At 56.2% G+C, this 22,006-nt stretch carries 14 protein-coding genes and 1 pseudogene; 11 read left to right on the plus strand and 4 right to left on the minus strand.

The genetic code is table 11. The features are described 5' to 3' along the window. Positions 1–183 precede the first annotated feature (183 nt). The gene (locus H9S92_RS18335) at positions 184–1,242 is read left to right on the plus strand and encodes a hypothetical protein (protein WP_187468155.1); all 1,059 of its coding nucleotides are present in this window, start codon (positions 184–186) and stop codon (positions 1,240–1,242) included. Here H9S92_RS18335 and H9S92_RS22720 read toward each other — a convergent pair. Together H9S92_RS22720 and dnaN are read right to left on the minus strand one after the other, a co-directional pair. Continuing rightward, positions 1,237–4,617 (minus strand): CHAT domain-containing protein, encoded by a 3,381-nt coding sequence (locus tag H9S92_RS22720; protein WP_187468156.1) that lies wholly within the window; start codon positions 4,615–4,617, stop codon positions 1,237–1,239. The two genes, H9S92_RS18335 and H9S92_RS22720, sit on opposite strands and share 6 nt — an antisense overlap. Before the next feature lie 253 nt (positions 4,618–4,870). Next, positions 4,871–5,989 carry a DNA polymerase III subunit beta gene (gene dnaN / locus H9S92_RS18345; protein WP_187468157.1) on the minus strand — a complete coding sequence of 373 codons (1,119 nt, stop codon included), beginning with the start codon at positions 5,987–5,989 and terminating at the stop codon, positions 4,871–4,873. Between the two features lie 357 nt (positions 5,990–6,346). On the opposite strand from dnaN, the gene cysC reads away from it, so the two are divergent. The 4 genes and pseudogenes from cysC (at position 6,347) to cysN (ending at position 9,682) form a co-directional block, all read left to right on the plus strand. Continuing rightward, positions 6,347–6,937 carry an adenylyl-sulfate kinase gene (gene cysC / locus H9S92_RS18350; RefSeq protein WP_187468158.1) on the plus strand — a complete coding sequence of 197 codons (591 nt, stop codon included), beginning with the start codon at positions 6,347–6,349 and terminating at the stop codon, positions 6,935–6,937. Between the two features lie 30 nt (positions 6,938–6,967). Next, positions 6,968–7,885: pseudogene (cysD, locus tag H9S92_RS18355) on the plus strand (sulfate adenylyltransferase subunit CysD); the annotation flags it as partial. 74 nt (positions 7,886–7,959) lie between these two features. Continuing rightward, the gene (locus H9S92_RS18360) at positions 7,960–8,334 is read left to right on the plus strand and encodes a four helix bundle protein (RefSeq protein WP_187468160.1); all 375 of its coding nucleotides are present in this window, start codon (positions 7,960–7,962) and stop codon (positions 8,332–8,334) included. Between the two features lie 73 nt (positions 8,335–8,407). Then, entirely contained in the window at positions 8,408–9,682 is a 1,275-nt protein-coding gene (cysN, locus tag H9S92_RS18365) for a sulfate adenylyltransferase subunit CysN (RefSeq protein ID WP_290282896.1), read from the plus strand. Positions 9,683–9,686: 4 nt separating this feature from the next. On the opposite strand, the gene H9S92_RS22725 is transcribed toward cysN, so the two are convergent. Continuing rightward, entirely contained in the window at positions 9,687–10,994 is a 1,308-nt protein-coding gene (locus tag H9S92_RS22725; protein WP_290282874.1) for an ATP-dependent DNA helicase, read from the minus strand. 183 nt (positions 10,995–11,177) lie between these two features. On the opposite strand from H9S92_RS22725, the gene H9S92_RS18375 reads away from it, so the two are divergent. Beyond that, complete coding sequence (locus H9S92_RS18375) at positions 11,178–12,209, plus strand: hypothetical protein (protein ID WP_187468163.1); 1,032 nt, start codon at positions 11,178–11,180, stop codon at positions 12,207–12,209. A gap of 226 nt (positions 12,210–12,435) precedes the next feature. Here the strand turns inward: H9S92_RS18375 and H9S92_RS22935 are convergent, their stop codons facing one another. Further along, positions 12,436–12,984: a hypothetical protein gene (locus tag H9S92_RS22935; protein ID WP_187468164.1), complete on the minus strand. Its 549-nt coding sequence runs from the start codon at positions 12,982–12,984 to the stop codon at positions 12,436–12,438. An 85-nt stretch (positions 12,985–13,069) separates the two neighbouring features. On the opposite strand from H9S92_RS22935, the gene H9S92_RS18385 reads away from it, so the two are divergent. The 5 genes from H9S92_RS18385 to H9S92_RS18405 all read left to right on the plus strand — a co-directional run bounded on the left by H9S92_RS18385 (position 13,070) and on the right by H9S92_RS18405 (position 22,005). Then, the gene (locus tag H9S92_RS18385; protein ID WP_187468165.1) at positions 13,070–13,603 is read left to right on the plus strand and encodes a DUF3575 domain-containing protein; all 534 of its coding nucleotides are present in this window, start codon (positions 13,070–13,072) and stop codon (positions 13,601–13,603) included. Positions 13,604–13,843: 240 nt separating this feature from the next. Continuing rightward, positions 13,844–14,386, plus strand: a complete 543-nt coding sequence (locus H9S92_RS18390; protein WP_187468166.1) for an RNA polymerase sigma factor — start codon at positions 13,844–13,846, stop codon at positions 14,384–14,386. An 82-nt stretch (positions 14,387–14,468) separates the two neighbouring features. Continuing rightward, positions 14,469–15,503 (plus strand): FecR family protein, encoded by a 1,035-nt coding sequence (locus H9S92_RS18395; RefSeq protein WP_187468167.1) that lies wholly within the window; start codon positions 14,469–14,471, stop codon positions 15,501–15,503. A gap of 27 nt (positions 15,504–15,530) precedes the next feature. Continuing rightward, positions 15,531–18,974 carry a SusC/RagA family TonB-linked outer membrane protein gene (locus H9S92_RS18400; RefSeq protein ID WP_187468168.1) on the plus strand — a complete coding sequence of 1,148 codons (3,444 nt, stop codon included), beginning with the start codon at positions 15,531–15,533 and terminating at the stop codon, positions 18,972–18,974. Positions 18,975–19,056: 82 nt separating this feature from the next. Then, positions 19,057–22,005, plus strand: coding sequence for a SusC/RagA family TonB-linked outer membrane protein (locus H9S92_RS18405; protein ID WP_187468169.1), 2,949 nt, complete (start codon positions 19,057–19,059; stop codon positions 22,003–22,005). The last annotated feature ends 1 nt before the right edge of the window (position 22,006 follow it).

The raw sequence follows: 22,006 nt of genomic DNA on the forward strand, positions 1-22,006 counted from the left end.
TTGGTTACAATTGGATTGCAGAGGTTGATCCTAGGTAAAGCAGCACGCAAGCAGAACAGAAGGAGAACCGCCTTACACGCATACAAACCATACTTCCTGCATCCGGACCCCAAATACGAACCCGTAGGGCTATGGCATGTTAGACTAGGACAGATCGTAATCATTCACAGAAACAGACTGAAAATGCATAGTATTCCGCACGAGGATGAAGTTATCAGCCTACCCGCTGAAGCCAGTTCAAGAGAAGTCGAACAAAAGTTCAACCGCTTAGAGAAGTCCGCTTCCTCGAAGAATAGTAGATTAGTTATTGACGGTTTTGAAGATTTGTTTCTCCGAAGTGGACTAAAGAAGCGGGAGAAATTGGCCAGTTTGGTCGCGGCGCTTAAAGCAGATGTTATTTTTAAAGACGGATTCCCTTTTTCTAAAAAAGACCTGGCCTTGCGGGAAAGCATGCGGGAGTACTTCAGTTTGCCCAACCCTGATGAGGTAAAACGAAACATATCTTTCGTGCCCAGAGCGGGAATGACCCCTGAGGAGATAACGCTGCGGAACGAGTGGAAGCGAAAACAATCGACCGCATTTGATGATCCTTGGTTAGAAATCAAAGCTGCTATTTTGCCCCTCAAGGCGCTCCGAGTGCCCGAAAGTGAGATCGTCAAGGAATTGAAAAACCGTAATGTGCACACTATTAACGGTAAGCCAATTCCCCAAGCTACCATCAACCGCCTTTTCCATGAGTTCAAGGAAACTTTCCGAAATCTCCAGCCGCCCGTTGAGAAGGCGGGGCATTTTTACGCCATGGGGGGGATTCTGCTTAAGGACAGCCCTGTTCCCAAAGGTCCTAAACTAGACCGTAGTACTAAAGAATGGGAGAACCCGTTTGCTCCTCTTCGCTTTAATCATGAAATCAAACTCAGGTTTCAATCTGGGACCATCACCGAAGAAGGGGTTTATCTAGGCATTTTGAATCGGGAGGGAGCAAAAGTGGAGGCCCTGCATTTTCCGTCTTCAACGGTGAAGGACAATTACATCAGGATTGAAGCGCTGGTTGATACAGTATTAATTCCTGGTTATTACGAGGCTTTCGTATTTAACAGTAGTGCCGCTTACCAAAAGGGAGAATGGTCAGATCAATTTGCATTCACCCTTGGGGAAGAAAAAATTAAACGCGTATTGGAGGAAAACAACGTGCGCTTTGTTCCAGATCACAGAGGAGATTTCATCCTCGTTCCAGTGTCATGAGGGCTTTGGTGCTAGTTCGTATCCAAAATGTTCCAATTCAGCGAAGCGTAAGCTCATATCACCCAACAAGAGGTAAGCCCCCCAATGTAGGGGATTCGAATAATGGGTATAGCCTTCATTTTTACTTTTTAGCATAATTTTGTTGGCTCTTCGCATTGCTATTCCCAATGCTTTCGCACGCTTATCCGTTATCCCAACCCATTGTTGAAAGAAGATTTCGGAATAGTGTTTGGCTTGCTGGGTATAACTTGTGAATTGGGTTCCGATGACGGATCGGCTGCCAGCATCCAAAAAGGCCGTCATCATGGAAAAAGCCATGTACCCCACTCGAGCAAAGCCTTCCGCAGATCCGCATCCGCTGATGAAGACCAGCCAGTTGTTGCGGAAGTCGCTTTCCGCAATTTCTTCGTGGTAAATGTTGGTGGGGGACCGAAGATATTCCGGGGCAAAGTCGCTCTCTTCCCCTGGAGGAGGGCTGGTCAGTTTGATTAATTTGCGCACTTTGGAAAGGTCTTTTTCCTGTTCAACGTGACAAAAGAAGTAGAGGACGGCCGATAATTGAGCCCGCGCCAAGATAAGTTCTTTGTCTTCCGGAGTATATCTCCCTGTGGCCGTTACTGCTGGGAAATACTGAAATCGGTGGAGAGGCTGGTTAATTCGCCCGTCAAAAACGAACTGCTTCAAGTGCGTAAAATGCTTAGGGCCTAAGGTTGAAATGAACTCTTTGGGGGCATGGTGTTGATCGCCTTGGTAATCAATACCGTGGGCTGCCAAGAAAAGATACAGGTTCGGAGGATTGTCGGGGTCGGTGGAAGCCGAAGTGTGGCTTCCGTTTTTGCCCCCAACTCGCCAAATATCTGCAAGACATGGTAAAAGGGCGTGTTCGTATTTGGTGCCGAAATAAGGGAGTTTTGAAAATCGGTACTCCTTGCCAGCAGAAGCCACGCTCGCGGGGTCGCGCAAGGGCATCAAACTATAGGGAATCCGTTGCATCCACTCCTGGTTAAAAGTGAGGTACAAGGAGCGGGGTATGTTTTCCAGTGTGCCAAACAGATCCCGATTCATTTCGTAGGCAAGGGTAAGCCATAGGCTGTTTAAGCGATCTGCCGTAGCAACGGGTTCCTTTGCCGGGCTGGTTGTCCATACCTCTTCCTTTAAAACCCGCTTGACAAAGTGCTCTTCCGGGGGGTAGTATACCAGCGCATTGCCATTGATCAGGCGGTTGGCAAAAGCACTAGGGCCATCCTGATGCTGATCTTCACCATTGCCCATCTGTCCATTTTTCTGTTCGCGTTTTAGGACCCGATGCACACAAGAGATCGTTTTCGCTAGATGTTCTGCTTTTGTTTGCAGCCCCTTTACTCCGGTAAAGGACTGCCCTTGTCCCGTCAGGCGGACTGCCCGGTACATATAAGCGCTGGCATTGGGTGCAGTTTGAAAAAGGCTCAGGAGATAGAGGTGTTCTTGACCAGCAAAAAAGGATATAAGCCCCGTTCGTTTATTGCCGTCGAAACGACTGATGATCGTATCGGCTTTGAAGCCATCCTCTTGATCGGACAAATGGCGTTCTTTCTGCCAAAAATCCCAGCTATCCTCGATTCTGTCAAAATTTTCTTTTATAGTCCGTTCGCACTTCCCGCGAAAGTCTTCTAATGGTACTAGATTTCTATCTTCTTGAGGCTGCCCGCTAGCCACCAACATTTTTTGGATGTATAATTGGAGGATGTTGAGCCTGCCACGGAAGCCCTCCAAGGCCAATTTTCCCGGGCGGACTGGGGCTGCCGCGTGCTTCTTTTTCCAGTCCATATTACGCTTGCCTTGGAGATGAATATTGAGCATGATGTCAAAAATCTCCCTCTGCTTCTTCGATCCAGTGGGGAATAGATCAAACTCCTTTTGACACACGGCGATGGCGTTTTCTTGCATTGGGGTAAACCGCTCGAAAATGCTTTCCCGGGAAGCCTCGCTATTAAGGTGAATGATGCAATCAATCATCCCCGCGTAGCACTTTCTGTAGATTTTAAGAACCTGCCTGAAGGAAGCGGTTCGTGCTTTTGTGCTGGCGGCAATCTGGTAGCGTAGATACTGTAGCTTGAGTTCTTTACCCGAAATCTTGAAGTATTGTAGGCGGTCTAGGCAGTTTACTTTCCCTAGGGAATCTGCTGCGAAGGGGACTCCAGGTCGTTTGGCTATACGCTGGTTTTCTTTACGCTCTTTAGGGCTGCGTCGGTTGGCTTCATGCGCCTCTTTGATCAATTCTTCCGCCTCTCTTAAGTGCTGCTGCGCTTCCGGGATATTTCCCTGCTTGATCTTGCACTGGGCAGCTAGGAGTTCCGTATGACTTAAGTAGTAGAGGCATTTGGCCTGCGTAGGGTGGGGCCTACCCTCAAAACAGCCTTTTCTTATTTGGTACTCTTCCCGGAAATGCTTTGCAGCTTTACCAAAAGCTTCCATGACAGCAGGAGTGAACTCCCCATGCTCTTGCGCGCGTAGCTCTCTGCCGCGATTGAGCCAACTTACGCCCGCCAAGAGTTTTAAGTGGGCCATCCGACGATGGTCTTTACCATTGAAGGCTTGCTGTATCCGGGCCCCAGCATTTACGAGTCTTTCTTCAGCGTTCAAGAACCACCCTGGATACGGCGGATGGTAAGACGTCATGTCAAAGAGCGCTTTCAAATCGTCAATTTCTGACCAGTAGATGTGGTTAGGATCAAGTGAATCAGCGTAGATGGATTCTGCTGAGGCGAAGAGGCCACTGATATTCCCATGTTCCAAAGGATAATCAAAATAAGACCGGGCAACCAGCACACAGATCCGCCCCCGCAAATAATCATGCCGTTTTTTTTCGGCATGCGGAGCAGAGGAATACTGGATCAAATCAAAAGCCAACCCCAAATGCACCCGCGCCAATGCATGGTCCAATCCCCGGTACAGCGTCTTGCCCGCCACAATGTGGGCCCGCGGCAGCAAAAAGGAAGCCTCCACCCGCTCAAACTGGTCTTCCCCCTCGGCCTGGAAGGTTTCCACCTCGGCAATTAAGATGCTCACCAAGTTGTACGCCCGCAGGTAAAACCCCCGCTGGTAGGCAATCCGGGCTTCGATCAGGTCAATCTCGAAACTTTCGATGGGGCCCGCTTCTCTGATTCTCGCGGCGTACGGAAGCAGCGCTTTCTCTACATCCCAGGGAACTTCAATCAAAAGTTTCAACCGGAAACCAGCAATAAGCCGGCGGGCCTCGGCTGGTGTGAATTCTTCCAGTTCTGGAGATACCGAAGCAAAAAAGTAGGTAGCCCCATCCGCAAACTTGTTGCGTTTGAAATAGTACTCATAGTTGCGTGGCTCCTCTGGATGTTTGCTACTCAAAATAGTGTTCACTTTCCGCCTGCGTGCACAGGCCGGTTACGGAATGGGTGTGATACTATTCTGTTTTGAGCAAAAGTAGCCGCCGCAGGAAAATGGGTGGGGTGCGGCGGGAGGGTAAAGATAATGTAAAGTCACGCTTCACTTCCCAAGGGGGAAGCGGCGAAAAGATTAATCGACAAAGAAGGGCCCCAGCCCGTATGGTCAAAAGGGCGGAAAAGTCCGCTCGCCAGTCGTTAGCACAGCGTTACCCCCCCTTTGGTTGCCATTAATTACTCAACATCACCGGCATCACCAGCATCATGATCTCCTGGCCAGCCACTTGCTCGGTGGGCAGCAGAATGCCCGCCCGGGTAGCGGTGCTCATCTCCAGCCTGATCTCTTCGCCTTCCAGAATGCCGAGCATCTCCACGAGGAATTTGGCGTTGAAGCCAATCGTCAGCGGCTCCCCGTTGTAGGAGCAAGCCAGTTGCTCGGTGGCTTCGTTGCTGAAGTCAAGATCCTGCGCCGAAACCGTCAGCGAGCCATCGGCGATGGAGAGGATGACCTGGTTGGTCGTCTTGTTCGCGTAAATGACGATGCGCTTGAGGCTCTGCTGGAGGTCCGTGCGGCTGATCAGGAGCTCGTTGGGGTTATCGACGGGAATGACCGCGTTGTAGTCGGGGTAGCGTGCGTCGATCAGGCGGCAGGCCATTTTCGTGTCGCCGAAGGAGAAAAAGGCGTTGGATTTATCAAAGGCCAGCGTCACCTGCGCATCCGTGCTCGGCAGGGCACCTTTGAGGAGGTTGAGGGATTTCTTGGGGACGATGAAGCTGCTGGTCACCTCACCAGTGATGTCGCTGACGGAAAATTTCACCAGCTTGTGGGCGTCGGTGGCGACCATGACGAGCTTCGAGAAGTCGACCTGGAAAAACACGCCCGTCATGGCGGGCCGCAGCTCGTCGGTGCTGGTGGCAAACAGCGTTTTGTTGATGCCTTCCTGCAGGCTCAGGGCAGAGACGCTCACCTCGTCGGCGTCGCTCGGCTGGGGCAGGTCGGGGTAGTCGTCGCCGTTTTCGCCGGCCAGCTTGTATTTGCCGTAGGCGGAGGTAATCTCGATGGCGAAAGTATCGTCGTTGACGGTAAAGGTGATGGGCTGCTGGGGCAGGGCCTTGAGCGTATCGATCAGGATCTTGGCGGGCACGGCCACCGTCCCGTTGCGGTCGGCGTTGATTTCCAGGGTGGTGATCACCGTGCTCTCCAGGTCCGTCGCCGCAATCGTGAGCTGGCTGCCCTCAATGGTGAAGAGAAAATTCTCCATGATCGGCAGAACGGGGTTGCTGGAAATGGCTCCACCGGCCAGGGTGAGCTTCTTTTGCAGATCGGAAGAGGATACGCTGAATTTCATACGGTTCGGAGCTTTGGGCAAACTTACGGCTTTACTTGGTTTGTCCTAGATCTTTTGCAGTTTTCGTTCTTCAGGAGTTTTGCACGGGTGTGGAAAAGCCCCTGCTCCTCCGTCCGTTCCTGGCACCTGCGACCGCGCAAAAAGGCTTTTGGGCGCGCACGCAGGTGCGATGAAAGGCCCCTTGGGAGCAATGGAAGGCCCCCACGCTGAGCCACCAACGCAGCAATGTATGACCATACCTTCCTGCTTAAACCTTGGCTTTTAGTAGGTTGTAAACAAGGGGCGCTCCTATCTTTGCCGCCGCTTGAAGCGCCCGGACCGCAACGCAACCCGGCCAGCGAAGACGTATAATAAGGTATGACCAATCTTCACCCCATTCACGACCGTACCGTGCAGCGCGCCGAGCGGGAAACCGCCAACGGCCACCGCGCCGGCGTGGTGTGGCTCACCGGCCTCTCGGGCAGCGGCAAAAGCACCATCGCCACGGCCGTGGAGCGCGAGCTTTTTGCCGCCGGACACTTCGTGGTGCTGCTCGACGGCGACAATGTCCGCACCGGCCTCTGTGCCGACCTCGGCTTCAGCCTCGAAGACCGGGAGGAAAACATCCGCCGCATCGCCGAAGTGGCCAGACTGTTCGTGCAGGCTGGTGCCCAGGTGCTCTGTACTTTCGTCAGCCCCACCCGCCAGATCCGCGCCCTGGCCCGCAGCATCATCGGGGCGGAAGACTTTATGGAAGTGTACGTCAATACCCCCCTGGCCACCTGCGAGGCCCGCGACGTAAAAGGCCTCTACGCCAAAGCCCGCCGCGGCGAAATCAAAGGTTTCACGGGCATCGATAGCCCCTACGAGGCCCCCGAAGCGCCGGATCTCGACTTGCCCACCGCCAACCAAACGGTAGCGGAAAGCGCCCAACAACTCATCCTTGCCCTCCGGGCCTGGAATTCCTGAACCACGCCCCAGCAGCAGAACCGCCAAGCATCACGCATGTCTTCCACCTACCAACTAAATCACCTTCGGGAACTGGAATCCGAATCCATCTTCGTTTTGCGCGAAGTCGCCGCCCAGTTTGAAAACCCTGCCCTGCTCTTCAGCGGGGGGAAAGACTCGATCCTGATGGTCCACCTGGCCGTCAAGGCCTTCCACCCGGCTAAGATTCCTTTCACCCTTTTGCACGTCGATACGGGCCACAACTTCCAGGAAGCGCTCGATTACCGCGACGCGCTGGTGGAGCGCATCGGCGCCAAACTCGTGATCGGTTCGGTGCAGGAAGCCATTGACACTGGGATGGTCCGCGAAGAAAAAGGCTACAACGCCACGCGGAATTACCTGCAAACGGCCGTCTTGCTAAAGGCACTGGAAGACGGCAAGTACGACGCCGCCCTCGGGGGTGGCCGCCGCGACGAAGAAAAGGCCCGCGCCAAGGAACGCTTTTTCAGCCACCGCGACGAATTCGGGCAGTGGGACCCCAAAAACCAGCGCCCCGAACTCTGGAACCTCTTCAACGGCCGCAAGCACTTCGGCGAGCACTTCCGCATTTTCCCGATCTCCAACTGGACGGAACTGGACGTGTGGCAATACCTCGCCCTGGAAAATGTTCCGCTGCCCAGCCTCTACTTCGCCCATGAGCGCGAGGTACTGCACCGCGACGGGATGCTGCTGGCTACCGAAGGAGGCCTGATCCCCGTACGCAGCGACGAAAAAGTGGAGAAACTGATGGTCCGCTGCCGCACCATTGGAGACATCACCACCACGGGCGTCTGGGAATCCACGGCTTCTACGCTGGAAGACATCATCGCCGAGGTCTCCATGGCCCGCCAAACCGAACGCGGTGGCCGCGCCGACGATAAGCGCAGCGAAACGGCGATGGAAGACCGGAAAAAAGCGGGGTACTTTTGATGTTTGATGTTTGATGTCAGATGTGTGATGTGGTGCGATAGTTCAAATGTTTACTCAACTCCGTAGAATGGATCATGAATCAGGACACAATAGAAGTGCGGCTGATGGATTACGCAAAGCGCTGCTTACTGCTGGGGCGAGATTTGATTGGCCTCGGTTTTGCAGACAGCAAGCACCTTGCAGGACAATTGATTCGTTCCGGAAGCCACCCCGGTATTCATTACGGAGAAGCCCGAGCAGCGGAATCTCGTCGCGATTACGCACATAAATTAGGCGTATTACTGAAAGAACTCAGAGAAGCGCATAATATCGTCCGACTAGCTGAAATGATGGAATATTACGCTCCCGAAAGACTGGCCTACCTCCTCAAAGAAGGAAACGAATTGATTGCAATAATGACGACCACCGTCAAAAAAACTAAGGGAAAACCCAACTGGCTGACCCATTAAATATTCCCAATTCCAGTGCATGACATCTGACATCGTACATCTGACATCATACATCTGACATCGTACATCTGACATCGTACATCAAACATCAAAAGTGACTAACCACACGGAACTCCTCCGCTTCACGACCGCCGGCTCCGTCGATGACGGCAAATCCACCCTCATCGGCCGCCTGCTCTACGACTCCAAGTCGATCTTTGAGGATCAGTACGAGGCCATCTCCGCCACCAGCGCCAAGCGCGGCGAAGAAGGCGTGAACCTGGCCTTGCTGACCGACGGCCTCAAAGCCGAACGCGAACAAGGCATCACCATTGACGTAGCCTACCGCTACTTCGCCACCCCGAAGCGGAAGTTCATCATCGCCGATACCCCCGGCCACATCCAATACACCCGCAACATGGTGACCGGCGCCAGCACCGCCAACGTCGCCCTGATCCTGGTCGACGCCCGGCAGGGGGTAGTGGAGCAAACCCGCCGCCACGCCTTCATCGCCAGCCTGCTGCAAATCCCCCACCTCATCGTCTGCATCAATAAGATGGACCTGGTGGGCTTCGACGAAGCAGCCTACACGGCCATCAAAGAAGATTTCCAAGGCTTCAGCCACCGCCTCGATGTGCAGGACATCGACTTCATCCCCATGTCGGCACTGCTGGGCGATAACGTCGTCGAGCGCAGCACCAACATGGACTGGTACGGCGGTTCCACGCTGCTCTACACCCTGGAAAACGTCCACATCGGCTCCGACAACAATTTTATCGACTGCCGTTTTCCCGTCCAGACCGTCATTCGCCCCTACAGCGATGCCTACCACGACTACCGGGGCTACGCCGGCCGCGTCGCTGGCGGGGTCTTCAAAAAAGGCGATAAGGTGACGGTGCTCCCCAGCGGCTTTACCTCCACCATCGCCAAGATCGATACCTACGACGGCGAGCTGGAAGAAGCCTATCCCCCCATGTCCGTCACCCTGCTGCTCGAAGACGACATCGACATCAGCCGGGGCGACATGATCGTGCGCGAAAACAACCAGCCGGACAATGGCCAAGACCTAGAAGTCATGCTCTGCTGGTTCAACGAACGCCCACTCCAGCCCAATGGCAAATACGCCATCATGCACACCACCAAAGAGGCCCGCTGCATGATCAAAGAAGTGCGCTACCGCCTGGACATTAATACCCTGCACCGCGACGAAGAGCAAAAGGAAATCAAGATGAACGACATTGGCCGCGTCCTCCTCCGCACCACCGCCCCTCTCCTCACCGATCCCTACCGCAAAAACCGCATCACGGGCTCCATCATTCTGGTGGATGAACAGACGAATGAGACGGTGGCGGCGGGGATGGTGATCTGACGGATCACCGTCGCATCGTCTCGTAAAACTCCACCACGGCGGGGTCAACCATCACGTCGCGGGGCGTGAGGGGACTGCGCAGTACAATGCCCTCCAGCGTCCGGCAGCGGGACAGCGCCACGTAGGTTTGCCCGTGCTCGAAAGCGCCGCGGCCGAGGTCGATGATGATGCGGTCGAAGGTCTTTCCCTGGGACTTGTGGATGGTTACGGCCCAGGCCAGCCGGACGGGAATCTGGCGGTAGGTCCCCAGCGTCTCGGTGCCAATCTTGGTGATGTCGGCCCCTTCGGAGGTGTAGCGGATGATGTCCCATTCTTCGTAGCCCACCTCAATCTGCCGGGGCGGGCCGCTTTCCTTGACTTCGATGATGACCGACTCGGTTTTACATTCCACCACGGTGCCGATGGTGCCGTTCACGTACTGTTTGTCGTTGTCGTTGCGCAGGGTCATCACCTGGGCCCCGACCTTGAGTTTTAACGCTGCGGGGACGGGAAAAAGGGACTCCGGGAAATTGCCCTTCACCTGGGCGAGGTAGAGCATCTCGGGGGTCTCAAGCTGGGCCAGCGCGTTGCTGTTGATGTCGGTCACCGTCGCGTTACGGGCCGCCAGGGTGAGGTAGGGGACCCCGGCTTCGGGCTGGAAACCCGCCTCGTAGCGTTCGTTCAGGGCCGTGAGTTCGTCGTAGTCAACGGTTGCGTTCCGGATGGCTTCCAGCAGGCCGAGGAAGTAGCGGCTGTCTTGGCGGTACACCTGCTGGAGTTCGATCATTTCCAGGTCGATGTGGTCGAGGCAAGCCGCGCTGAAAAAATACGGGCTCGCGAATTGGTAGCTGAAGTACTGCCGTTCCTCTTCGCTGCTTACCACGGGAGGCAGCTGAAAAAGATCGCCAAAAAGAATGACCTGTACCCCGCCGAAGGGCAGGCTGTTGCCCCGGTTGAGTTTCAGGGCGTAGTCGATGCCCTCCATCACATCGGCGCGCACCATGCTGATTTCGTCGATGACGAGCGTCTCCAGGTTCGTGAACAGGCGCTTGTAGCGGCGGTTGGGGCGGATGTCTTTGCTCTGCAACAGCCGGGGCGGAAAGCCAAAGAGGCTGTGAATGGTTTGCCCCTGAACGTTCAGCGCGGCCACGCCGGTGGGGGCCAGTACAACTACGTTTTTGGCGGTGCTGCGGCGGAAAATTTGCAGGAGGGTAGACTTGCCCGTCCCCGCCCGCCCGGTAATGAACAGGTTAGCCCCGGCCTCCATGCGTTCCAGCGCGTAGTTGAATTCGGAAGACAGATGAAGCGGCTCCAGGCCAGGCGAGGTAGACATGGTGGCGAAGGTAGCTAATGTCGCGGCTTTAGCCCCCATCATAAAGGTAATGGCGCGGCCGCAGGTGCTCAGGAACGGATAAGGAGCGGGGGAAGGGGCAGTGCGGTGTTTATTTTTCGTTCCATTTGAACTTTTGCTGGCGGGGGACTAATTTTACCCAAGACCATTCCGATTCCCAGGCCGATGAAATTAAGGGGCAACGAAGCAAAAGAAAGCCAGGCGACCGCCGCTGCCGCCAACCGTTTTACGCCAACGGCCAACCGCGCTTTGGTCCCTCCGTTCGAGGACCAACGGCCCTCCACCGTGACCCAGATGCGCTTGGGCGAAATGGCCAACACCCGGCCCGCCGGTCACCTGGCCATCGTACAAAGGCAGCCGATAGTCTTGCAGGCCAAATGGACGGACCAGTATGGTGTCGAACACGATGACGATCCACCCCCGGGCTGGCTAAAGGCCAACAATAACGTAATCGGTGAGCACTACTATGATCCCGGAGGAGAAGAGGAAGTGGAGGAAGATCCAGTGCCTTCGGAAGAGGAAAAGGATGGAGTAGGGGAGTACGACTCCGAAGAAGAGGGTTTTGGAGACAGCGAAGAATCCAGCGAAGAGCCAGAAAACTCCGATGAATCCAGCTTTGAGCCGGACAGCGACGATGGTCGTATCCCCGCCGAAGAACGCTACTACGGAAAACGCGGTGAGTACCGCTCCGGCCGAAGGTTTTACAAGGACCGGCAACGCGACACCCGCAAGACCCTCGTGAAAAGGCAAAGCAGCCCCAGCGGGCGCCTCTACTCCCGACACGACCAATCCGGTCCCGTAATTCCGCTCGATAAAGAAGGGCGGGAAATCAGAAAGCATAAGAAAAGCAAAAAAGACAAGCAGCCCGACATCGACCATCGGCTGGACTGGATAGCCATCGACCAGGCCGTGGAAGAGTACAGCGATACCGAACTCTCGGAAGCAGAAAAAGAAACCTTCAAAGACCACCTCTATAATGTGGAGGATAATCTTGAAATCCTTGCCCATGAAGACCACAAAAGTAAAAAGCGCACTACCCGCGACGCGCTCGACGAACCGCTGAAAAAGAAAGCCAAGCTTTTCGTTAAAGCCCAGCGGGAAGTTTATAGTTCAGACCTTTACGCCCAGAGAAAACGAAATCAAAAGAGGGAACGCTTGAAAAAATTGGCGGAGCGAAAAAAGAAAAAAGACAAGTAGCAGGGCAAATCTCCCGCCCAGCGAAGGAGCTCTTTGTTCGGGATTTGCTTCTCCACTTACTGGCGGATGCTTAGAGCTTGTCTAAATTTTTACTTCCTGATAACCAAGCAGTTTGCTACGCAGTACTGCGTGCTATGAACCTGGCGTCACAAAAAATGGCTTACGTAGTCCACTATGCGCGCAATTTTTTGTCTAGCCAGAACCATAAGTCCTTGATTACAGCCCACTAAATTTTAGACAAGCTCTTAAATAACCGCATAACTATTTTCCCGGAATGCAGACCTTCGTTCACTATTTCCTGCATTTCGGATTCCCGTTTTTCATCGCCTTTTTCGGCTTTCGGAAGGATTGGAAAAGGGCTTATTTGCTGCTGCTGGCGACCATGTTGGTGGATTTGGATCACCTGCTGGCCAACCCCGTTTTTCAAACGAACCGTTGCAGCATCCATTTTCACCCCTTGCATACTTACTATGCAATGCTGGGGTACATGGTACTCCTTTTCCTGCGCTGGCCTTTCCGATTGATCGGGATTGGCCTCCTGTTCCATATGCTGACGGATTTGATCGACTGCCTGATGATGTATGGGCATTGCCAGGAGTGTTTTGCTGACGCCCCCGCGGCAGCCCTGCTGCGTACCGTCGGCGGGGCGCTTGGGATGTAGTGCCTCCTTTGCCGCAGTACTGCCCAAAATTTTATATTTTTTTTGAGTATGTTTTAGTGCTTCGTTAACCTTTTGCGGGCGGTTTTTTCGAGGATAGGCATATCTTTGCAGCATACAAATTGCCCAAACCAAATTACTCCGGGGCTGACCCTGGTTAGGCGGTGGCGAACACTTTTTCACCCAATAAATGCATTTTCCTATGCGTATTTTTCTTTTCACCTGCCTGCTGGCAGCCCTCTCTTTTACGGCCTCTGCCCAGGTAGATGCCAAGATCAACGTCGGGTCCCTGATTTTTGGAGGCGTCGATGTTTCCGCTGATTTCGCTGTAGGCGAGAAGTCTTCTTTTGCTGCTGGCGTGGGGTATATCTCTACGGATTTTGGCAGCGATGACTTCAAGTACAGCAACCTGCGCATCATCCCCGAATACCGTTACTACCTCAACCCCCGCCTTGGTGCCGACCGCTTTTTCGTGGGAGCTTATGGTAAGCTGGCATTCGTTACGGCGAAGGACGAGACGGACAATTCGGAGGTAGACGCCACCCGTGGGGCGCTGGGTTTCATGTTTGGCAACAAGTGGGTCACCGAGGGAGGCTTCTTATTTGAGCTCAACGCGGGCCTGGGCCGGGCGACCGTTTTTGGCAGCAACGACGGTGATGCCGAGTTTGAAGACGCTTACGGTACCCTGACCAGCTTTGATTTCCGCCTGGGTATTCTGGTAGGCTATCGTTTCTAGTGGGCCAACCAGTCCTCAGCCCGGCTTCAAGGCCAGTACGTTAAGGTTCCCCTCTCCCGGATTTCGGGGGAGGGGAACCTTCGTTTGGAGTGGGCTGGCCTGGCTTTTTGTCCCTGTCCCCTGCACCTGCGTCCGCGCCCATTTCCAGTCTTCTACTGGCAAACGCCCCTTGGCAGCTAAAAAAGCGGGAACTTTGTGGGGAGTGGCCGTCTGGGCGGCCCCAAACGTTGTGAGGAACAGATGAAAGACCTATGTGCCCAATACTGGTCTGCTTTTTTGGCTGGCGACGAAGCCGCCTTTCGGGCACTGTATGACCTGACCTACGATGAGCTCTTTCACTACGCCTGGCGGTTGGGGGGCGATGCGACGGTTGCGCGGGATGCCTTACAGGAGATTTTCGTGGCCATTTGGCAGCGCAAAGACCGGCAGCCCCCCGTGCGGGACCCCTGGGTTTTCCTTTTGGCCAGTTTACGCAATCGTTTGGTGGATGAGGCCCGGCGGACACGGGTAGTACCCCCACCCCCTACTGCGGAACCTTCGCCAGAAGACCAATTGCTGGACGCGGAGTATGACCGCCTGCGCGCCACCTGGCTGGCTGAGCAGATGGACCGCCTGCCTGCCCAACAGCGGGAGGCGCTGCACCTGCGCTACCGCGTTGCACTCGACTACCCCGACCTGGCGGAAGTCCTGGGCGTAAGCCAGCAGGCCGCCTACAATTACGTCAACCGCGGCATCCGGCAGCTGCGCAAGGCCCTGGAGAGTGCGCCGCCGGATTTTTTTTAAAAAAAAGTTGCGCGGGGGTGGTTAAATCCGGTAGCCGCATCCGTCTCCTTATTGCTAAGCCTTCCTGCCGGACTTTCCGATCATGCCACACATTTATACCAGATTTCTTTCCCTGGACTGCGAACAACTGCTGGAGGACCCTGACTTCCGCCAGCGGGCGCTTAGCGTGGACGCCAGCGTACGCGCCCACTGGACGGCTTGGCTCGATGAGCATCCTGCGTACCGGCCTACGGCGGAAATGGCCCGGGCCATTCTGCTGGCCGTTGACGCTCCGTCGCCCGTAACCTTACCCAGCCCCCGCGAAAAAGCCACCGACTTTGCTGCGCTGCTGAGCCGGGCCCAGGTGGCAAAAGAGCGTCCGCTGCGACGGTCCCGGATGCTGCCCTTTGCGGCTGCGGCGGGCCTTTTGCTTCTGATCGTGGCGGTTTTCCTACTGCGCCCCACGGCACCTACCGTTTACGCCAGCAACTACGGTGAACTCCGGGAGATTGTACTCCCCGACGGCACCGTTGTCAACCTCAACGCCAATTCAACTTTGACCATTCCTACGGGGGGCTGGACGGCGGAGGCGCGTACGGTTTTGCTGGACGGGGAAGCCTTCTTCGCAGTAAAGCCACAGCCTGCCGGCGATGACCTACAGCCTTTTGTGGTACGGACCCGCGCGGCGGAAGTGCGGGTGTACGGGACCCGTTTTAACGTCCGCGACCGCCGGGGCAAGACCCAAGTCTTTCTGGAAGAAGGTGCGGTGAGTGTCGGCTGGGCGCAGGGGGGATTGCCCGAAACCCCATTGTTGCCGGGAGAAGTACTGGACCTGACCGCCGGCGCGGGTACCGCAGAACGGCAAAAGGCCGAGGAACCTGCTGCGTTGGTCGCCTGGAAGACGGGGCGCCTGGTGTTTTCGGAGCGCCCACTGGCCGAGGCGCTGGAATCCTTGGGCGATCTTTATGGCGTGGTGCTTACCTGCCCCGATGACGCCGTCGCCCAACGGGTAATAAGTTCTGCCGGCATCCCGGTAGATGATCTGGAGCTCGCGCTTCAACTGTTAGAAAAAGCCCTTAACCTCAAGGTGGAACGGGTGGAGAATAGTAAAGTATACTTGGTCCATTCCGCAGAATAGGCGGAGCAATGGGCCATTAAGTCGATTATGTTTAATAAAGTACCGTCTTTATCGCTGACTGTACTGACCGTTTTAGCGCTCAGTCTCTGCGCCCCGGCTTCGGTGGTGGCGGGCGGTGGCGTGGGTACTCCTGAGGATCCGCGTCCACTGGCGGAGATGCTGGAGGAGCTGGGCCGGCGGTACGGGGTATTTTTTACCTACGATGCGGCAAAAATTGCGGGAAAGGAGGTAGACTTTATCCCCGCCGAAGGCGAATCTCTGGAGGATGCCATTGAGCGGCTCCTGACCCCGACCAATCTGGGTTACGAGGTTTTGGGCGACAAATACTTCGTTCTTTTTGAGGCCAGTGAGCGAGGGCGGCGCGAAGCCTCCCGCCTGCGGCGTAAGGTCCGGCAACTGGATCGCATCGAAAACGGCGGAACCAGACTACGGGTATTGCGGGCCGACGCCGACCCCGGGCGGCAGTTGCGGGAGATCCAACGCGAAAGCAAAGCAATCGCCCTGGCGGGAGGAGTCGGGGGTACGGTACTGGACGAAAACGGCGAACCGCTCCTGGGCGTAAGCATCCGGGTGCTGGGTACCAGCCAAGGCACGGTCAGTGATGGCCGGGGGCAGTTTACGCTCCCCAGCACTGCGGAGACTACCCAATTGGAGTTTTCCTACCTCGGCTACGGTACGCGTCAGCTGACCCTGCACCGGGGGGAAAGCGCGCAGGTTCGCTTAAAACCCGTTGGGGCAGCCTTGCCGGAAGTCCTGATTGTCGGCTATGGGACGATCCAGGCAACGGAAGCTACGGCCAGCGTTGCCCAGGTAGAGCGGGATGCACTGGCGCACGCCCAGGCGATGCTAATGCCGCAGGAGTGGTTACAGGGCCGGGTGGCGGGGGTACAGGTATTGGGTGGCAACGGGGAGCCGGGGGCGTTCCAAAGCCTGCGCATCCGGGGCAGCAGCAGCATGAACGCCAGCAACGAGCCGCTATACGTGATTGATGGGATGCCGGTGGATAACAGTCCGCACGCACCTTACGGGTTGCAGCCCGGGCGCAATCCCCTCAACGCCCTTAACCCTGCCGATGTAGAAAAAGTAACGGTTTTAAAAGATGCCGCAGCCGGGGCGATATACGGCTCGCGGGCGGCCAATGGGGTGGTCTTGATTGAAACCCGGAAGAGCCGGCTCCACCAGCCTGGTCAGCTCACCTACAATGCCTGGATAGCGGGTGCCGAAGCGGTCAACACCCTGGACGTTTACGACGCAGCGGGCTACCGGGATTTGGTGGGTCGCCTGGCACCCCATCGCCTGGCGGAATTGGGTGAAGCGAATACGAACTGGCAGGCGGCCATTCTCCGCCCCGCCTTCAGCCAGCAGCATACGCTGGGCTACGGCGCGGGAAATGATCGCGGGGGCTACCGGATTTCGCTTGGTTATTTACAGCGGGAATCCATCGTGGTGGGAGCGGGGAGTGAGCGACTGAGTGCGGCGCTGAGCGGACGCCGCGACTTTCTCGACCACCAATTACAACTGCAGGCCGATGTCAAAATGGCGCGTTTGCACGATCGCTTCGTGGCCCCTTCCATCTTCAGCTATGCCTATGCCTTCGATCCTACCCAGCCGCTCCGGGATGCCAGCAGCCCCTGGGGCGGCTACTTTGAGTACGACAACGACCTGACAATAAAAAACCCCCTGGCCGAGGCGAACCTAGTCCGCGATGAGAGCCGGGTTTTCCGCCTGCTCGGTAACCTGCGTTTGCGCTACCTGCCCGCCAAAATCCCCGGCTTGGAAGCCACCGTATTTGTGGGGAATGACCGTACGGATGGCGTACGCAACCTCTTTGCACCTTCTACGGTGCGCTATCAGTACGTCAACAAGGGAGAATTCCGCTACGCACCGCAGCAGCGGGATAACCGCCTGGTGGAAACCTACCTGAACTACGCGCACCGTTACGCCGATGATCGTTTGGGGGCCAGCCTGACGGCTGGCTATACGTACCAGCATTTTCAAGCCCATTACCCCGTAGAGAGTTATCTGGGTATTGAGGGATCGGACTATGCCTTTGGGCGCATCCCCGCCAGCGACCGCGAAAACCGCCTGGAAGCATTTCAGGAAAACCGCCTGGCTTCGGTATTCGGCCGCACGGGACTGGACTGGCGGCACAAATATTTCCTGACGGCCAGCTTCCGGGTGGATGGCTCCTCCCGGTTCAGTCCCCTCCACCGCTGGGCTTCTTTCCCGGCCGTATCGCTGGCCTGGCGGATCAGTGAAGAACCTTTTATGCAGCGGCAAAGGGGCTGGGTGGACGAACTCAAGCTGCGGGCGGGCTGGGGGCTTACGGGCAACCAGGAAATCGGGGATTACCAGTACCTGCCCACCATCACCCTCGGCGATGCAACGGTGCGCTACCCCTTCGGCGAAGAATTTCTCACTACGGCGCGGCCGAATGCGGTCAGCGCAGATTTGAAATGGGAACAGACCTCGAGCGCGAACCTGGCCCTGGAGGGCAGCTTTTTTGGCAAGCGCCTGCACGCCACGCTGGAGGCTTACCAGTCTACGACCAAAGACCTGCTTTCGCGGGTCATTGTGCCAGCGGGGTCCAACCTTTCGGATATAGTATTGACCAATATCGGCAGCATCCGCAACCATGGGGTAGAATTTAGCGTGGATGCCAAATTGGTGGAGGGCAAAGCCTGGCAATGGTCGCTGGGCTTCAACCTGGCCACCAACCAAAACCGGATTTTGTCCCTGGGACCCAGTCCGGAACTGAACTTCCGTGCGATCAGCACTGGAAACATCAGCGGAGGGACGGGCAATACCATCCAGGTCTACCAGGTTGGGCAGCCGTTGAATGCTTTTTATGTTTTTGTCCACCGCCGCGATGCCCAGGGCCGGCCTTTGCCCGATGGCGTGGACCACAACGGTGATGGCCAGGCGGATTTGGCCGATATCTACGAAGACACCAATGGCGACGGCGTGGTGAACGACCGGGATAAGCGGGCCTGGCAGCAACCTTCGCCCCGCTTCCACGGCGGGCTGCAAAGCCGGCTCACCTACCGGGGCTTTGGCTTGCGGACGGCCCTGCGCTGGCAAGTGGGGAATTACGTTTACAATAACCTGGCGGCCTCCAGCGAAAACTACAACCGCATCCTGAGTGAACCGGAATTGCTCAACGTCCCCCGCGCCATTGAGTTAAGCGGCTTCCGCACCCCGCAGTTCTTTTCGGACTACTACGTGGAGCACGCTGCCTTCCTGCGAATGGACGCGCTGACGCTGGAATATACCCTGCCGGTGAAAAAAGCGGCCCGCCTGACCCAGTGTTACGTATCCCTGCAAAATGTATTTACCCTGACGGCGTACCGGGGGCTTGACCCCGAAGTGGGCAACGCCAGTGGCAACCCCTCCGTACCCCGTTACGGTATTGACGACCTGCTTTTTCCCACGGCCAGAACCCTTCTGCTGGGGGTAAATACCAGCTTTTGACAAACTTTAATTTGTTGGTCTTGGGGCACTCACCCAGGACTGGCAAAGCACAATTTTTTATTACAACTAACCAAGCAATAGTATGAAGCTTAAACTATTCTATCATTTGAAGGGCAGCTTGTTGCTGTTCGGCCTGTTGTTGGCCGCGCAGACGGCATTCGGCCAAAGTACCATTACGGGTACTGTTTACGACGCAGACAGTGGCGAACCTTTGATCGGTGCCTACATTCTGGCCGTCGGTACGCAATCGGGCACTGTTTCCGATATTGACGGAACGTACTCGCTCACTCTTCCGGCAGGCGTAACGGAAATTGAACTTTCCTACACGGGTTACGGCACCCAGCGCATTACGGTAGGTACGCAGACGGTAATCGATATCCGCATGCAGTCTGGCCAGCAGCTCGAAGAGATCGTGGTGATTGGCTACGGAACGGTGAAGCGCGAAGATGCCACGGGATCGGTAGAAACCGTTTCTTCCGCAGAATTTAACAAGGGGGCCATTTCCTCCGCCCAGGAACTCGTGGCGGGCAAGGTGGCCGGTGTCCAGGTCACTACCGACGGCGGACCCGGCGGTGGAGCGACTATCCGCATCCGGGGTGGTTCTTCCCTGAGCGCCTCGAATGACCCGCTGATCGTCATCGATGGGGTGCCCCTGCCGACGGACGGCATCAGCGGCAGCCGCAACCCCTTGAGCCTTATCAACCCGAACGACATTGAAACCTTTACCGTGCTGAAAGATGCCTCCGCGACGGCCATTTACGGCTCGCGCGCCTCCAACGGGGTAGTCATCATCACCACTAAGAAAGGCACGGCGGGCAGCAAACTGCAGCTGGGCTACAATGGCAGCGTAGGCGTGAGCAACCCCGCCCGCACCCTCGACGTGCTCAGTGCGGATGAATTCCGCAGCCTCATCACCGATCGCTTCGGTGAAGGCAGCCCCCAGGTCGGTTACCTCGGCGAAGCCAACACCGACTGGCAAGACGTTATTTTCCAGAATGGCCTTTTCCAGGACCACAACGTAAACGCTACCGGCGCCATCAAGTCGCTGCCCTACCGTGTCTCCGTTGGTTTTACCGACCAGCAGGGCGTGCTGAAGACCGACCGCTTTGAGCGGATTTCCTACGGCTTGAACCTCAACCCGGGCTTCTTCGAAAACCGCCTGCAACTAAACTTTGGCATCAAGGGCGCCAACTCCCAGAACCGCTTCGCTAACCGCGGCGCGATTGGGGCGGCACTTGCTTTTGACCCCACCCAGCCCGTGTTTCAGGACAACAACTTCGGCGGCTACAACTACACCGCCCAGCTGAACAACAGCAATCCCAATACCCTGGCACCCAGCAACCCGCTGGCCCTGCTGCGGCAGCGCCAGGACAACTCCACGGTAAACCACTACATCGCCAATTTCACGGCCGATTACCGCTTTGCGTTCATCCCCGCCCTGCGCGCCAACCTGAACCTCGCCTACGACCGCTCCAAGGGGGAAGGCTCCATCTTTGTGCCCTCCTACGCCGCCTTCGCCTTCGACGCGGGTAACGCCGGTGGAACGGACAATATCTACAGCCAGGATAAGAAGAACGAACTCCTCGAGTTTTACCTCAACTACAACAGAGACTTCGACGGCATTCGCCTGGACGTACTCGGCGGTTATTCCTGGCAAAACTTTTTCCGTGAATCTTTCTTCCGCAATTCTAACCTGGACGGAACGGAAGTGGAAGAAAATACCAACCCGGAGGAGTACTACCTGCTGTCCCTCTTCGGACGGGCCAATGTCACCATTGCCGACCGCCTGATCCTGACCGGTACCCTGCGCCGCGACGGCTCTTCCCGTTTCAGCGAGGCGAACCGCTTTGGCCTTTTTCCTTCCGCTGCGGCAGCTTACAAACTCATCGACGTGGACAACAACCCCCGCGGTCTCAACGCCCTCAAACTGCGGGTCGGTTACGGTGTGACGGGGCAGCAGGAAGCGGGTGGATTCTACCCATCGCAGGCCTTTTACCAGGCCAGCCTGGCCAATGCCCGCTACCAGTTTGGTGACCGTTTCGTTACCACCCTGCGCCCCGAGGGCTACAATGCCAACCTGAAATGGGAGGAAACCACGACGGCCAACATTGCCGTAGACTTCGGCATTTTCAACGACCGTCTGAACGGCTCTATTGAAGTTTACCAACGCACCACCACTGACTTGCTCAACTTCATCCCCGTTCCCGCCGGTACTAACCTGACCAACTTCATCACCTCCAACGTAGGTGACCTGGAGAACCGCGGCTTTGAGATCAGCGTCAATGGCGAGCCCATCCGGACGGAAAACAGCAGCCTGCAGATTGGCGTCAACGTGAGCGTCAACCGCAACGAGATTACGCGCCTGACGGCTACCGAAGACCCCGCTTACGTGGGTGTCCCCACGGGTGGCATCGCCGGCGGAGTGGGCAACAACATCCAGATCCACAGCGTCGGATTCCCCGCCAGCTCCTTCTACGTTTACGAGCAGGTTTACGACGAAACGGGCGTTCCCGTGGAGGGCGTTTACGTAGACCGCAACGGAGACGGGATGGTGAATACCAGCGATTTGTACCGTTACAAGAACCCCGCCCCACAAGCCTTCCTGGGCTTTACGACCAACTACAACGTCAATAACTTCGACTTTTCCTTCGCCGGCCGTGCCAGCTTCGGAAACTTCGTTTACGACAACAACCTTTCCAACCGCGCCCTTTACGACGCGCTCGTCAACAGTACCGGCTTCCTGACCAATACCGTCCCCAACATTGCGGACGTGGACTTTACCACGGCCCAGTACTTCAGCGATTTCTACATCCGGGACGCCTCATTCCTGCGCCTGGACCACATTACGGCGGGCTACCGCTTCGACGATGTGGTAGGAGCAGGCAGCACGATGCGGGCCTACCTGACCGTGCAAAACCCCATCGTAATCACCGACTACGAAGGCATCGACCCCGAAGTTTTTGGTGGCATCGACAACAACATTTACCCCCGCGCCCGAACCATTCTCTTTGGTCTTGGTGTTAACTTTTAAA

The organism is Neolewinella lacunae (genome assembly GCF_014349155.1).
Classification (GTDB): domain Bacteria; phylum Bacteroidota; class Bacteroidia; order Chitinophagales; family Saprospiraceae; genus Neolewinella; species Neolewinella lacunae.